General features: G+C 45.3%; 11 protein-coding genes. 10 read left to right on the forward strand and 1 reads right to left on the reverse strand.

The features are described 5' to 3' along the window. Positions 1-16 precede the first annotated feature (16 nt). From EXU57_RS11810 to EXU57_RS11855, 10 genes are all read left to right on the forward strand, one after another. A complete protein-coding gene (locus EXU57_RS11810) occupies positions 17-1,279 on the forward strand; it encodes a homoserine dehydrogenase (RefSeq protein ID WP_133268413.1) in 1,263 nt (420 codons plus the stop codon). Positions 1,280-1,566: 287 nt separating this feature from the next. Then, on the forward strand, positions 1,567-2,934 hold the full coding sequence (locus EXU57_RS11815) for a M28 family metallopeptidase (RefSeq protein ID WP_133268414.1): 1,368 nt from the start codon (positions 1,567-1,569) through the stop codon (positions 2,932-2,934). A 77-nt stretch (positions 2,935-3,011) separates the two neighbouring features. Further along, positions 3,012-3,863, forward strand: a complete 852-nt coding sequence (locus tag EXU57_RS11820; protein ID WP_133268415.1) for an alpha/beta hydrolase — start codon at positions 3,012-3,014, stop codon at positions 3,861-3,863. Continuing rightward, positions 3,863-4,315 carry a GNAT family N-acetyltransferase gene (locus EXU57_RS11825; protein WP_133268416.1) on the forward strand — a complete coding sequence of 151 codons (453 nt, stop codon included), beginning with the start codon at positions 3,863-3,865 and terminating at the stop codon, positions 4,313-4,315. The genes EXU57_RS11820 and EXU57_RS11825 overlap by 1 nt, the downstream gene beginning before the upstream one ends. Positions 4,316-4,566: 251 nt before the next feature. Continuing rightward, a complete protein-coding gene (locus tag EXU57_RS11830; RefSeq protein WP_133268417.1) occupies positions 4,567-5,373 on the forward strand; it encodes a family 16 glycosylhydrolase in 807 nt (268 codons plus the stop codon). A gap of 333 nt (positions 5,374-5,706) precedes the next feature. Beyond that, entirely contained in the window at positions 5,707-6,579 is an 873-nt protein-coding gene (gene sucD / locus EXU57_RS11835) for a succinate--CoA ligase subunit alpha (RefSeq protein ID WP_133268418.1), read from the forward strand. A 209-nt stretch (positions 6,580-6,788) separates the two neighbouring features. Next, positions 6,789-7,895, forward strand: coding sequence for an NAD(P)/FAD-dependent oxidoreductase (locus EXU57_RS11840; RefSeq protein WP_133268419.1), 1,107 nt, complete (start codon positions 6,789-6,791; stop codon positions 7,893-7,895). 61 nt (positions 7,896-7,956) lie between these two features. Next, positions 7,957-8,355, forward strand: a complete 399-nt coding sequence (locus tag EXU57_RS11845) for a hypothetical protein (RefSeq protein ID WP_243745579.1) — start codon at positions 7,957-7,959, stop codon at positions 8,353-8,355. 123 nt (positions 8,356-8,478) lie between these two features. Then, entirely contained in the window at positions 8,479-10,053 is a 1,575-nt protein-coding gene (locus EXU57_RS11850) for an ArnT family glycosyltransferase (protein ID WP_133268420.1), read from the forward strand. After that, positions 10,031-10,657, forward strand: a complete 627-nt coding sequence (locus EXU57_RS11855) for a phosphatase PAP2 family protein (RefSeq protein ID WP_165958116.1) — start codon at positions 10,031-10,033, stop codon at positions 10,655-10,657. The genes EXU57_RS11850 and EXU57_RS11855 overlap by 23 nt, the downstream gene beginning before the upstream one ends. A gap of 395 nt (positions 10,658-11,052) precedes the next feature. On the opposite strand, the gene EXU57_RS11860 is transcribed toward EXU57_RS11855, so the two are convergent. Beyond that, complete coding sequence (locus EXU57_RS11860) at positions 11,053-14,625, reverse strand: efflux RND transporter permease subunit (RefSeq protein WP_133268422.1); 3,573 nt, start codon at positions 14,623-14,625, stop codon at positions 11,053-11,055. Positions 14,626-14,712 lie beyond the last annotated feature (87 nt).

Raw genomic sequence — 14,712 nt, forward strand, 5'->3', positions numbered from 1 at the left:
TAAATGGATGATTGAAATGGAAAAACATAAAGAACTTATTATTGGCTTATTTGGATTTGGTGTTGTAGGTGAAGGTTTATACAAAGTGCTGCAGCAGGTGCCTTCATTTAACGCGACCATAAAAAAGATTGCCATAAAAAATCCCGGCAAGAAAAGAAATGCACCGGCCGAATTATTTACCACGGAGAAAGACGAACTGTTACTAGATAAATCCATCAACGTTATTGTTGAGGTTATTGATGATGCCGATGCAGCATTCGATATTGTAACAACTGCCCTTAACAATGGCAAGGCTGTAGTAAGTGCCAGTAAGAAAATGATTGCGGAACACCTGCCTGCGCTGTTGAAGCTTCAACAACAGACAGGGGTGCCTTTTTTGTACGAGTCAGCAGCTTGTGCTAGTATTCCTGTAATCAGGAACCTGGAAGAGTATTACGACAATGACCTGTTGCATTCCATTAAAGCGATTGTAAACGGATCAACAAATTTTATTCTCACCAGGATGTTTGAAGAAAAGCTGGATTTCAACAAAGCCCTCCTGCTTGCGCAGCAGCTTGGTTTTGCGGAGAGTAACCCGGCGCTTGATGTGGAAGGTTATGATGCCTTAAACAAATGGATCATTCTGTTGGCGCATGCTTATGGAACAGTGGAAGCGCCGGAAAACCTGTTGTTTACCGGGATACAAAATATTGAATTGAGTGATGCGGTGGTTGCAAGAGAAAAAAACCTCGACATTAAACTCGTTGCCCAGGCAAAAAAGCTGAGTAACGGCAAAGTAGCCGCATTTGTGTTACCACAATTTGTACGCGCCGATGATCACCTTGCTTTTGTAAAAAATGAGTTTAACGGTGTGGTAATTGAAAGTGGATTTGCGGACAAGCAATTTTTTTATGGCAAAGGAGCCGGAAGCTTGCCGACAGGTTCGGCAGTACTGAGCGATATTTCCGCCCTTCGGTACGACTACAAATACGAGTACAAAAAACTGTATCATCACACCCCGGCTAAGCTTACGAATGATTTTTACCTTAAGATATATGTAAGCTTTGATAAAATCAGCGATATAGAAAAAGACGCTTTTGAATGGGTTGAGGAATGGCACATTGATCACGGAAGGAATTATTTGACCGGGGTAATACATGCTGAGAAATTACTGAAGAAAAACTGGTGGAAACAGCCTGGTATCTCATTAATCCTTACTGCTGAACCGTTTATTGATAATGTAGAAATAAAAAAATTGAAAAAACGCAGTCTTGAACTTGCGGGTATCCTTCCTCATTAACGGAGCCTACGCAAACCGGTTTGCGCTGCAACCCTAACTTTTCATTACAATTAAATTCGGCTGTTCCAAATGGAGCAGCCTTTTTGTTTAATGGGAATTTAACGATTAGCATTTTTGCGGTACCGCGGCGCATTTTTTGGAAGCTTAACTTTGCCACCGATCGTACGCCCAACCTTCTGCTTACTTACATAAGCCGATTTGAACCGGTTCATACGGATGCAGACAATTACTGCCATATTTCGGCGGGCATTTTTCCAAAATAAAAACAGATTACAAAACCCATTTAAATGTTAACAACAGCTTTTACCAGGTGTGCCATATTGCTTATTGTTCTGGTTTGTACTACGCCGCCGGTTCATTCGCAAACCATTGTTGTGAGGGACCCTGCTATCGACAAGATGGTTAAGGAAGTGTCGGCCGACTCGATGCGTGCTTATGTGCGCAAGCTGGTAACATTCGGAACCCGTAATACACTGAGTACCGGAAAGGTACCCGGCAAAGGTATCGGCAGCTCGCGGGACTGGGTGCTTTCGAAGTTTAATGAATTTGCAAGAAACTCCGGAGGGAGACTGACTGCCATCATTGATACCACTACCCTGGCTGCTGATGGACGGCGGGTTGACACACCAATACTGTTAGGGAATGTTATGGCAACGCTCAAAGGAACGGATCCGAAGGACAACCGGATATTTTTGATTAGCGGGCACCTCGACAGCCGGGCAACAGATGTTATGAACAGAACGATTGATGCTCCCGGCGCTAATGATGATGGCAGTGGGGTGGCAGCTGTGATAGAATGCGCAAGGATCATGAGCCGGTATTCTTTTCCTGCAACGATCATCTTTGTAGCGGTAAGCGGTGAAGAACAAAGCCTGTTGGGTAGCGGATACCTTGCAAAAAAAGCAAAGGCCGCAAACTGGAATATCGATGCGATGCTGAACAACGACATCATGGGTAGCAATAACAGCAGCGAAACCAATATAATCGACAATACCAGGTTGCGCGTATTTAGTGAGGGGCTACCCTTATTTGAACTTGATAAAAATGCTGCAAACATTCGAACCTACGGGCTTGAAAACGATGGCAGATCGAGGCAGCTGGCGCGGTATGTTAAGGAAACCGGTGAGCGATATGTAGACAACCTTGAGATTGTGATGGTGTACCGTAATGACCGCTTTTTAAGAGGTGGGGATCATACACCGTTTGTACAAAATGGTTTTACTGCAGTGCGGATAACAGAAATGAATGAAAATTATGAACATCAACACCAGGACGTAAGAACCGAAAAAGGTGTTCGATATGGTGATCTGGAAGAATTTATGGACTTCGAATACCTGCGAAAAAATACAGGCGTGAACCTGGCAAGTCTTGCCAACCTGGCGAAATCTCCGACGGCTCCGCAGGAGGTTAAGGTTGACGTGAAAAACCTGACAAACTCAACTTATTTATACTGGAAAGCACCGGCAACTGGTAAGGTAAAGGGTTATTATGTTTTGTTGAGGGAAACGACCAGCCCGGTATGGCAAAAAAAGTTTTTTACAAGTAATACTGAGTTACGTATTCCTTACTCTAAAGACAATTACTTCTTTGCTGTTCAATCTGTATCAACCGACGAAAATGAAGGCTTACCGGTTGTGCCCGCAGTAGGGCGATAGTAACGGGTCGGATGTGTTCTTATAGTGATTTCCGTTACCGACACATCGTGCATTAACTAAACTTCTCTTTAAACATTATGGCAACACCATTGCTGCTGTGTTTACTTCTTACAACAAGTTTATCGTTCAATAAAAAAACTAACGAGGAAGTGAGCCTGGCAAAACAAGACTACCTGGACGTATCTTATGGTACCCACCGGGCCCAGAAAGTAGATGTATTTTTACCTGCAGGTCGAACGCGCACTGCAACAAAAGTGATCGTGTTTATACATGGAGGAAGCTGGAGCGGTGGAGATAAATCGGAATTTAATGCCGGGATAAAGGCTATTCGTGATCACCTTCCCGACTTTGCGATTTTTAATATCAATTATCGTCTTGCAGCCGCACCAAACAACATCTACCCGACACAAATTAACGATGTGCAAAGTGCGCTTGACTTTATAAAGCGTAAATCCGATGAGTACCAGGTAAACACTTCGAAAATAGTGCTGATAGGTGCAAGTGCGGGAGCTCACCTGGCTTTGCTGCAGGCTTATAAGTTTAATGACGGAAACATAAAGGCGGTAGTTAACCTGTTTGGTCCCACTGACCTAACGGATCTTTACTTCAACCATCCTTTTCCCACAGGCTCGCAACCGGTGCTCCGCAATTTTCTAGGCACCACTCCGACCAACAACTCCGCGAGGTATAAAGAAACATCACCGATTAATTACGTGACCCCACAATCTGTGCCTACAAGGATATTTCATGGTGAGGCAGACCCGGTGGTTCCGGTTGCACAATCCATAAACCTAAAGAAAAAATTAGAAGCCGCTAAAGTGAAGGTTGAAATGACCATTTATCCCGGTGCAGGTCATGGGTGGTTCGACGCTAATATTGCTGATACCTATGCAAGCACCGTGAAGTTCATCAGGCAAAATGTGCAATAATGAAAGAAGCCGAATTTAGTTATGCCTGTTTCGACCGGTTGGAGAATAAAGTGCTGTATGCTATCTTGCGTTTACGCAGCGAGGTGTTTGTTGTGGAACAGAACTGCGTTTTTTTGGACATCGACGATAAAGATCAGCAGAGTCACCACCTAACAGGTTGGGTTAACGAAAAACTTGCCGCATACGCCAGGATTGTTCCTGCGGGTGTTGCATACGATTACAATTCTATCGGGCGCGTAGTTACCTCCCCATCATTCAGGGGAACAGGGTTAGGAAGGGAGCTTCTGGAGAAATCAATCCAATATTGCTATGCACTACACGGGGTTAGCCCGATAAAAATCGGGGGTCAGCTATACCTCCAACAATTCTATGAATCATTCGGGTTTAAACAGACAAGCGAAGTGTACCTGGAAGATGGTATAGCACATATTGAAATGATGTTATATCCTTAAAATACCGTGAATCAATATGAGTTTGGTATAATTCCTGCTGTATAGGTTCGCGCAATCACGTGAACACCTGGATTTCAGTTCAGCGTATGTTTGTTATTTCCCCGATTGCCAACAAGCCAATCTATTCAATATTCATGTTAACCGGCGATATCCGCTTGCCATTGCATGTTCCTCATTTCGGGTAATAAGTACCCGGAGAGGCAACCTTTGCACCATGGATGCCGACTAAACATTGAATATTAATACGACTGATGAAACAAATTACATCGCTGTTCACCCTTGGTTTGATGTTGCTCGCAGGTTGCGATAAATCGCCTTCGGTAGCCCCCGTGAAAGACAAAGCCTATGAACTTGTTTGGGCTGATGAATTCGATTATTCCGGCTTACCAAAAAGCACCAACTGGGACTATGAAACAGGAAAGGTTCGCAATAATGAAGAGCAATTCTATAAGGCCGCAAGCCTCGAAAATAGCCGGGTAGAAAACGGCCTGTTGCACATTACTGCGACCTACGACAAAAACCGCGAAGAAGCCATCAGGTCGGCAAGTGTAATTACCAAAGGCAAAGTAGATTTCCTGTACGGGAGAATTGAAGCCCGTGTAAAGATGCCTTCAGGTAAAGGTGCATGGCCGGCAGTATGGACGCTTGGTAAAAACCGCGAAACGGTTGGTTGGCCAGCTTGTGGTGAAATTGATATTGTTGAATGGCTCGGACATATTCCATCTTATGTTTTTGGCAGCCTCCACAAGGGAAATGATCAAAACAAAGACGTTCCGATGATTGGACCATACCAGGTTACTACTGATGTAACTGCAGGCTTTCACAATTATGCCATAGAATGGGAAAATGATGCCATCAGGTTTTTCTTTGACGATGTAAATTATGTGACCTACACGCCCGCACAAATGACTGGAGCTGAATGGCAGCAATTTTCAAGACCGCATTATTTATTGCTTAACCTTGCGATGGGTGGTAAAAGCGGTGGAACTATCGACTACAACAGCTTTCCGCTTGTTTACCAAATTGATTATGTCCGGTACTACAAGCGAACAAAATAGTATTCTAATTGCACGCCTAATTCTACTGGTTGGCTTATCTGCGTGAGTCGCCACGATAGCATCATATGACTTTGACCCGGATGATCGGCCATGATAAGAGCTGGTGAAAAGATCTACAGTTAGCTGAACGGTTAGTCCGTACCCCGATTTATTTACCTCCTGAAAATCACGCCTAATTGCTTTAACGTTAATGGCCAATATGCACTTGTTCAGGTGAAATAACCTGCGATATCTTCTTTTCCCGCCATTTTTCAATTAGTATTTACATTTCGGTTTTTGACCTTATTTTTGCGCTCCCGGCAATTATCGGGATAAAACATTTAAACGACTGCCATGAGCGTATTAGTGAATAAAAACTCTAAAGTTATTGTACAGGGATTTACCGGTACAGAAGGGTCATTTCATGCTTCCCAGATGATAGAATATGGCACCCAGCTGGTAGGCGGGGTTACACCTGGAAAAGGCGGAAGTACGCATCTCGACAAGCCTGTTTTTAATACTGTAGCTGATGCTGTAGCTAAAACAGGTGCTAACGTGAGTATCATATTTGTTCCACCAGCTTTTGCCGCAGACGCTATTATGGAAGCTGCAGATGCGGGAATAGAACTCGTGGTTTGCATTACAGAAGGTATTCCGGTGCAGGATATGGTTAAAGTAAAGAACTACCTCATTGGCAAACAAACCCGGTTAATTGGGCCGAACTGCCCAGGCGTAATCACCGCGGACGAAGCAAAAGTTGGCATTATGCCAGGCTTTATCTTCAAGCCGGGACGTATTGGGATTGTGTCAAAATCAGGTACGCTTACTTATGAAGCGGCGGATCAAACCGTTAAAGCGGGATTGGGTATCAGTACCGCAATCGGTATTGGTGGCGACCCAATCATCGGAACCACAACCAAAGAGGCGGTTGAACTGCTGATGAACGATCCCGAAACAGATGGGATTATAATGATTGGTGAAATTGGTGGTGGCATGGAAGCAGAAGCTGCTAACTGGATAAGAGAAAACGGAAGCAAAAAACCCGTTGTAGGTTTTATCGCTGGTCAAACAGCACCTCCCGGTCGCAGGATGGGTCATGCCGGTGCAATCATTGGTGGCGCTGACGACACAGCCGCTGCAAAAATGAAGATCATGCGTGAGTGCGGCATTCACGTAGTGGACAGTCCCGCAGATATTGGAAAGACAATGGCGCAGGCGATCAAATAAGTTTGCTGCCTTTAAAGAATAACGAAACCCGGCTAATCAGCCGGGTTTTCCTGTAATAATGGTTTTGCTTTGCGAGGGCATGATCAACCGCTACAAAGTTCACGTGTAGCAATCCTGACATCCGATAGCGAATTGTCCCGGCCCAATTGCTTCTATTTTCAACCCGGTGCTTTGCACTTCGCTACGTTCATCTTCAAGCGCCATACCCCATGCAAGATTTACCTGTTTCCCCGAGCACTTTCCTCGGCTATACCGATTGTGATTACCTGATCGTAGGCCAGGGCATCTGTGGAACCCTGCTGAGTTGGAACCTTCAAAAAGCGGGAAAAAAGGTAATTGTTATTGATGAGCCGCAGCCCTTTACTGCTTCGAAAGTAGCAAGTGGGGTAGTTAACCCGGTTACGGGCAGAAGAATAGTACGAACCTGGCGAATAGAGGAACTTCTGCCTTTTGCTTTAGAAACCTATACTACGCTCGGAGATGAACTGGGTACAAGGCTGGTTGAACATTGCAGTATACTTGATTTTTTTCCCGGACTTCAAATGAAGGAATCTTTTGAAAAAAGACTTGCTGAAGAAACAGATTACCTGCACATTCCCGGCAACCAGGAGGCACTAACAACCCTGTTCAACTATCATTTTGGGGTAGGTGAAATTCGTTCATGTTTACTGGTGGACCTTAACGAGCTACTCGCGGGATGGCGAACGATGCTGATGCAAAGAAACAGCCTGCGGGAAGAAGCATTTGAATGGGAGGAGTGCTTAGTTGACAGTAGCCAGGTACAATACAAAGATATACGCGCAAAAGTCGTCATCTGTTGTGAAGGGGTTAGGGGTTTTACGAACCCCTACTTTAAGAATTTACCATATACCCGAATGAAAGGTGAAGCGCTGATTGTTTCTATTCCCGGCCTGCCTGCCGACAACATTTATAAACAGGGAATTAATATTGTTCCATGGGAAGATGGGCTGTTTTGGATTGGCTCAACTTATGAATGGGAGTTTACGGATTTAATGCCCACCTCTGCCTGGCGCTTAAAAGTGGAAGAACAATTGAAATACTGGTTAAAACTCCCGTACACTATCGTTGATCACCTCGCATCAGAAAGACCAGCCAATATGGAACGACGACCTTTTGTCGGGGTTCATCCCAGATATCCAAGTGTTGGAATCCTGAACGGAATGGGCGCTAAAGGTTGTTCTCTGACGCCATTTTTTGCTAAACAGCTGACCGATTTCTTGATAAATGGCACACCGATATACCATGATGCCGACGTTACGCGTTTTGCGAAAGTACTTGCCCGCACGATGAACTAGTAAATTCCCAATGGTTGCGATTCGCATGTAAAAAAATATTTGAAACCGTTATTTTTAGATCATGGCTGCAGAAGAGAATTACGTGATACCCGTTGCATTTAGAAGAATGGAAAATCTTCATATCGTGTTCTGGCTATTTAAAGACATCAGCTGGTGCCTGGTGTGGAAACCCCTGGGGCTGGCGATGATTGTACCAACCCTGGTAATTGCGGTGATCATTGCATACCGAACCCGCCAATTCATGTCGGAAATCTGCCACAACCTTTCCATAGTTTTTTGGATAGCCGCTAATTCCTATTGGATGATCACAGAGTTTTATGAATTCGACGAAAAGATACTCACCGGCAGTATCACTTACCGGGATTTAACTGTTGTGCCATTTGCCCTTGGCATTTTGACGCTGGCATATTATTATCTTCTCTGGAAGCCCAGGCACAAAGAAGAGCCGGTTACGTTATAAGGTGCAATTGTTCTACTCCAGGGCTTCCATCCGGTTTGCTGTTGACGTTCATGTCCCGTCTTCAATTTACGCTGACTGCGCTTGCTTGTTTTCACTAGTTTTGCCGCGAGCAAAAAAACCCACTTGCAAACAAACCAAACATTCCATCAAAAGCATTTTATATGGTTGATGGCCATCCTTTTCTTTATTCTTTTCTTTAAGCTGGGTTCAGCTCCGATATACATTCTGGACGAAGCAAAAAATGCACAGTGTGCCCGTGAAATGCTGCAGCGAAACGATTGGGTTGTGCCTACGTTTAATGGTGAGTTGCGTACAGATAAGCCGGTACTGCATTACTATTTTATGATGACGGCATATAAACTGTTTGGTGTATCAGAATTTGCTGCACGTTTCTTTTCTGCCCTGCTTGGTTGCCTTACTGTACTGCTTACATTTATGTTCAGCAAAAAGTATACAGGTGCGCTTACCGGCTTTTGTGCTGCACTTGTACTTGCCGCATCCACTCAATTCCTATTCGAATTCCGGCTTTCTGTACCCGATCCTTACCTGATATTTTTTATTGCTGCCGGCCTTTTTACGGGCTATGCTTACCTGCAGCAAGGCAAACTCCTGTACCTGTTGTTGGCTGCCGTTGCATTCGGGCTTGCAACACTTGCAAAAGGGCCCGTCGCACTTGCATTACCGGGACTATGCCTGCTGGTATGGGTGATCCTCAGAAAGAATTGGGCCTATGTTTTTTCCTGGAAAATGTTGTTGGCATTGCTCGTTATTGCTGCCATAACAGCCCCCTGGTACCTGGCGGTACACAAGGCAACAAATGGGGCCTGGACACAAGGCTTTTTTATTGAACATAACCTGAACCGTTTTTCGGATCCGCAGGAAGGGCACGGTGGACTGTTTATAGTAACCATACTGTTTGTCCTTATCGGCATGCTGCCGTTTACCTCCTTTTTGGGCGAGGTGACAAAAGCACGAAAGGCGGTTTTCGATGACGACTTCATTAAGTTTGCAGGGATCGTTGTGCTCGCATTTGTGGTATTTTTTTCCATTTCGAGCACAAAACTCCCGAACTACCCGATGCCATGTTATCCATTCGCGGCCATCATAATCGGGCACTACTTAAGCAAGGTGATCAATGGTGATTTGGGCTTAAAAAAATACCCGCTTTTTATTGTTCTGGTGGTATTGTTTGCCGTACCTATCGGCGGCTACTTTGCCATACAAGCTGAAAACGAAGCTTCACGCGTAAGCACAATTGCCTTGTTTCTGCTGGTTGCCCCGCTTGCTATGATCGCGGCTTTACTCCGGTGGAACAACACCACGAATTATCTCCGCATCATTCGTATTGCAGGAGCATATAGCCTGCTTAATATCCTTGCCCTGCACATTGTGTACCCCGTGTTGTACCTGCAGAACCCGGTTGCAAAAACGCTGGCGACGGTAAAAAAGTACAAGGTGGTGTTGTCGTATAAACTCTACAATCCCGGCTTTAATTTCTACCTCGATCAAAACGTGCAAAAATTTTTCGACGTTGAAAGCTTACGTAATGCCATTGCCGCAAACCCAGACGCAGTTGTAATCAGTCGCATGGACAATGAAGCCGATCTGCAAAAGTTGCCGCTCAAAAAGCTTGCTTCTCATCACGACCTTTTTGAATCTCCAACGACCGTTGTATATGCGAGCTACGATAAACCTTAACACCAAGAGATTCTTTGTTGCAACAGGCATTTCGTTGTTGCTGGCGGTGGTGATCCTTTACCTGTCATTCGCAATAGGTAGAAAAGAGTTTTTCCTCCTCCTCAATACCGATCTCGGCTCAGCAGTTGATTTGTTTTTCCAGTACTTCACGTTTATGGGTGATGGGATCCTTTGGGTGCTCTGGCTCATCTGGATCTTTCGTACAAAACGCAAACAGTTGTTGCCCCTCATCTTAGCTTCATTCGCCCTTACCACCATCTTTACGCAGGTCTTCAAGTACTTCATCCTTCCGGACGAACTTCGCCCCTCAAAAGCATTCGACGATCTCTCGCAGGTGCACTTTGTGCAGGGCGTAACCGTACACGCTACCAGCAGTTTTCCATCAGGTCATACGGCAACCGCTTTTACTTTTGTGCTGTTGTTTGCGCTTACCGTAAAACGGGTAGATACACTGGTGCTGGCTTTTATTGTTGCTGTGCTGGTAGGTTACTCCAGGGTTTACCTTGGGCAGCACTTTCCCCTAGATCTCGGCGGTGGAATTATTGTTGCTATTTTTTCTGTTAGCCTGGCGTATGTAGTGCAGAAACGATATGGTGGTGGGTAATTGGGTATTGAGGTATTGGGTATTGAGGGGTTGGGAAGAAAGTTGGTAGATGATTGGTTGATAAGTTGAGCAGTAGTGGGTATAAAAGTATTGGGTATTGAGGGGTTGGGAAGAAAGTTGATTGGTTGATAAGTTGACTTGTTGATAAGTTGATTGGTTGACTGGTTGATAAGTGAATGGTTCTGGGGATGACTAGTTTAGTACAGCGTACCGGGTTCATGTTGTGCAGGAACCCATTTTTGAATTTTGCATTTTTAATTTTTACTTTTTAATTGTTCCTCCTTGTTCTGCCTTTGAACCGAGCGTGGCAACGATGTCGCCCAAAGTATCTCCTGCTGGTACCATAAAAAAAACCACCCGTTTCCAGGTGGCTTATATATGTGTCGTTGGTTATTTTAGAACCAGCTTCGGATCCAGGTTTCGCTGGCTTTCCCACCCATTCTCCTAAACCGTCTTCCAACTTTTTGGCGTTGACGGATGGCTGCATATACCATCATGGGGATAAAGAGAAAAGTTAATGGCGGAATGCCCATCATGCTAACCCAGGTACCGCCGAAATCTTTACGCATGGGTCGTTTCAAACGTTCCGCAATCAGGTACATCGCAGGCACAATAATCAGCGTCATGAAAAATGCGAATGACAGTCCAAAGATGATTGTCCAAGACAGCGGTTTCCAGAACCTGGCACTATCACCTCCGAAGAAGATGTTCGGATTTAACTCGGAGAACATGGTGATGAAGTTGATGTTGAAACCGATAGCCAATGGGATCAATGCAAGGATAGCAGCAAGGGCAGTGAGCATTACCGGGATGATACGTGTTTTACCGGCTTTGATGACAGCTTCACGGGTTTTCATTCCACGGGCCCGCAACTCATCGGCAAACTCAATTACCAGGATACCGTTTTTAACCACGATACCCGCAAGACCGACGATACCGATACCGGTCATTACCACGCTCACTTCCATACCGGTGATGGCGAAACCGAGCAACACACCGATAACGCTAAAGAGAATTTCCGTTAGGATGATCACTGGCTTGCTTACAGAATTAAACTGCAGTACCAGGATAAAGAGGATGAGTGCAAGTGCGATCAATAGGGCTTTGAACAGGAAGGCACCGGTCTCCGCCTGTTGTGCACCCTCGCCCGTTTGACTGATGGATGTATCCTCATATATCTTATTGAAGTCGCCAATTGCAGCACCCAGTTTTTCATTTACATCGGTTGGGGTAAAGCCACTGGTAACATTGGAATACAGGGTAATCACACGCTTTACGTTTTTACGTTTGATGCTGCCATAGGTGCTCGTATAATCTACCTTCACCAATGAGCTGATCGGAACCTGCTTCACCTGTCCGCTTGCCATATCCCGAAACACCACCCGCATATTCAACAGATCCGGTAAGCTCTGGCGTTGCACCTCGAGATTGCGCAATTGTATTTTATATTCATCTTCACCTTCTTTAATCTTTGACACCTCCCTTCCAAACAGGGCGGTACGCAACTGCATACCAATTTGGCCTGTTGATACACCTGCACTTAAAGCACGCTCGCGATCGATGGTCAAAGTGATCTCGGGGTTGGTCAGGTCGACATCCATCTTTAGTTCTTCTACGCCAGGGATCTGTCTGTTGTCGAGGTAGTTTTTAAGATCAACCGCGGTTTTGGTCAGGTGATCAAAGTCGTCGCTTGATACCTCGATGTTCACCGGTGGTTCCGTTGGCGGGCCACCCTGTTCCTGGTCTACTGAAATTGCCGCACCCACGATACCACGGGTTACATTGCGAATTGAGTCGAGGTAAGGGGTTGTGTTTTTACCATGTCGCTTCTCAAATTCTACAAACGAAACCTGTAAGCGGCCAAGTTCAGCACGGGTACTGCGGTCGCCACTGCTCGGATCGGATGCCCCGATAGCGACGTTCGAAATCAAACTTTCTACCAGCGGATTCTGACGACCATTCTCCATGTTAAGCACCTTCATAACCCGCTTTTCAAGCACCCTTGTTACCGAGTCGGTAAAATCAACATTGGTACCTACCGGCAGCTTAATGTAAACATATATCTGGTTGGGATCGGCCTTTGGGAAGAACACTACGGGCACACCACGTAATATGAATACGAACAGCGACAAGACAAACAAACCAACCGTACCAAGCAGTAAATGAACGGGCCTCCAACCCACGAGCGACCAGCGCAACAGGGTTTCGTAACGAGCCATAATTGCGGGCAATGCTTTGTTCTGAAACTTATGGATCAGATCGTCGAGCACATATACGTTCAGCAATACAAGCAGTGCAAAAAAGAGCAACAGGTTACCCAGGAAGGTTACACCCAGAATATCGAAAAGAATGCCTGCTCCAACAAGGATCCAAAAGCCGGGTTTCCGGAATATGCCCGACTTCCTCTTCACGCCGGACTCGTCGGGATGGTTCATGAAATCCACTGCGAACACGGGGTTCATGATAAAGGCAACAATCAACGAAGCTGCAAGTGTAAAGATCAGCATCGTAGGCAGGTAAATCATAAACTTACCAATGATGCCCGGCCAGAATAACAACGGAAAAAACGGTGCAAGCGTTGTCAGTGTGCCCGCAAGAACGGGTATCCAAACTTCACCGGCAGCCATACGAGCCGATATTGTCGGCGATATTCTGCCTGAGCCTTCAACAAAAATCCGGTGTGTATTTTCAATGACCACGATAGCGTCATCCACGATGATACCCAGGCCGAACAACAAGGCAAACAGCACCATAAAGTTCAGCGTAACATGGGAACCGGTGATGAGGTCGGCGGCCGGCAGGAACATAAAGGCAACGAACATACTAAGCGGCACAGATAACGCTACGAAAAAGGCATTGGTTAAACCCATAAAAAACATGAGGATCAACAATACAAGGATAAAACCAATGACTATGGAGTTTACCAGGTCGTTGAACGATGTGCGGGTAGCCTTACTCTGGTCGCCGGTAATCACCACGTCAAGGTTGCGCGGGAACTTATCCCTTTTCATTTCCTCAACGGTTCGCTTAACATCATCAGAGGTTTCGATCAGGTTTTCTCCGGCCCTTTTAATTACGTTGAGTGTAACAACGTTTTTACCATTTAGCCGCGCATAACTTTCATTTTGCTTTACGGTATCAAGTATCTGCGCAACATCTTTTAGATAGATCGGTGCGCCGGTTGTGTTTCTTACAATGATTTGTTGGATATCGTATGCCGTTTTAAACTGCCCCTTTAACTGCAGGGTTCGTTTCATGTTGCCCACTTCTAGCAAGCCACCGGAGATATCAGCATTTTCCCGCGAAACAGCTCCCGCAATATCATCAAAGGTGATGTTTGCATTTTGCATTTTAAAGTTGTCGACGTTGATCTGGAACTCTCTTTCAGGTGCACCAACAATGTCGACCCTGGTAATCTGTGATAGTTCTTCCAGTTCATCCTGCAGGTCATCGGCGTATTGCTTTAGCTTAACCATGTCGTAATTGCCGCTTACATTCACAAACATGATCGGCTGCTCACTAAAGCTGACTTCCTGAACGTTGGGCTCCTGGGTAAGATCGGTAGGCAAGTCTTTCTTGGCTTTGTCAACGGCGTCCTTCATCTTCTGCAAGGCCACATCAACGTCGATGTCGGTACTAAACTCTACGATGATGGCAGAGAAATCCTGGATAGAAGTACTATTGATTTTGTTGATCTTGGCACCGGTGATACCCTTGATTTGCTTTTCAATCGGCTGGGTTACGAGGTTCTCCATGTCCCGTGGAGAGTTACCCACATAAACCGTTTGCACGTAAATCGTCGGGATAACGATGTCGGGGAATTGTTCTTTAGGCAGGGTTGCAAACTGGTAAACACCTGCAAGTGAGACAAAAATGATCAGCAGGTAAATTGATGTCTTATTTTTTATCGACCAGGTAGTAGGTCCGAACTCCTTGAACTTTGTTCTTAAATGTTCTAATGCGCTCATACATGAAGTTTTATACCATGGTATTCACCACGATACGTTTGGTTTTTGTGAACGTGCACGCGATACTCTTTCCATTGCACACGTAGA

The sequence above is a fragment of the Segetibacter sp. 3557_3 genome (assembly GCF_004354985.1).
GTDB lineage: Bacteria > Bacteroidota > Bacteroidia > Chitinophagales > Chitinophagaceae > Segetibacter.

Excerpts from the sequence above, each read along its gene's own strand:
- EXU57_RS11855 (WP_165958116.1), top strand. The coding sequence starts at position 10,031 with ATGCGAGCTACGATAAACCTTAACACCAAGAGATTCTTTGTTGCAACA.
- sucD (WP_133268418.1), top strand. The coding sequence starts at position 5,707 with ATGAGCGTATTAGTGAATAAAAACTCTAAAGTTATTGTACAGGGATTT.
- EXU57_RS11810 (WP_133268413.1), top strand. The coding sequence starts at position 17 with ATGGAAAAACATAAAGAACTTATTATTGGCTTATTTGGATTTGGTGTT.
- EXU57_RS11825 (WP_133268416.1), top strand. The coding sequence starts at position 3,863 with ATGAAAGAAGCCGAATTTAGTTATGCCTGTTTCGACCGGTTGGAGAAT.
- EXU57_RS11815 (WP_133268414.1), top strand. The coding sequence starts at position 1,567 with ATGTTAACAACAGCTTTTACCAGGTGTGCCATATTGCTTATTGTTCTG.
- EXU57_RS11830 (WP_133268417.1), top strand. The coding sequence starts at position 4,567 with ATGAAACAAATTACATCGCTGTTCACCCTTGGTTTGATGTTGCTCGCA.
- EXU57_RS11820 (WP_133268415.1), top strand. The coding sequence starts at position 3,012 with ATGGCAACACCATTGCTGCTGTGTTTACTTCTTACAACAAGTTTATCG.
- EXU57_RS11860 (WP_133268422.1), bottom strand. The coding sequence starts at position 14,625 with ATGAGCGCATTAGAACATTTAAGAACAAAGTTCAAGGAGTTCGGACCT.
- EXU57_RS11845 (WP_243745579.1), top strand. The coding sequence starts at position 7,957 with ATGGCTGCAGAAGAGAATTACGTGATACCCGTTGCATTTAGAAGAATG.
- EXU57_RS11840 (WP_133268419.1), top strand. The coding sequence starts at position 6,789 with ATGCAAGATTTACCTGTTTCCCCGAGCACTTTCCTCGGCTATACCGAT.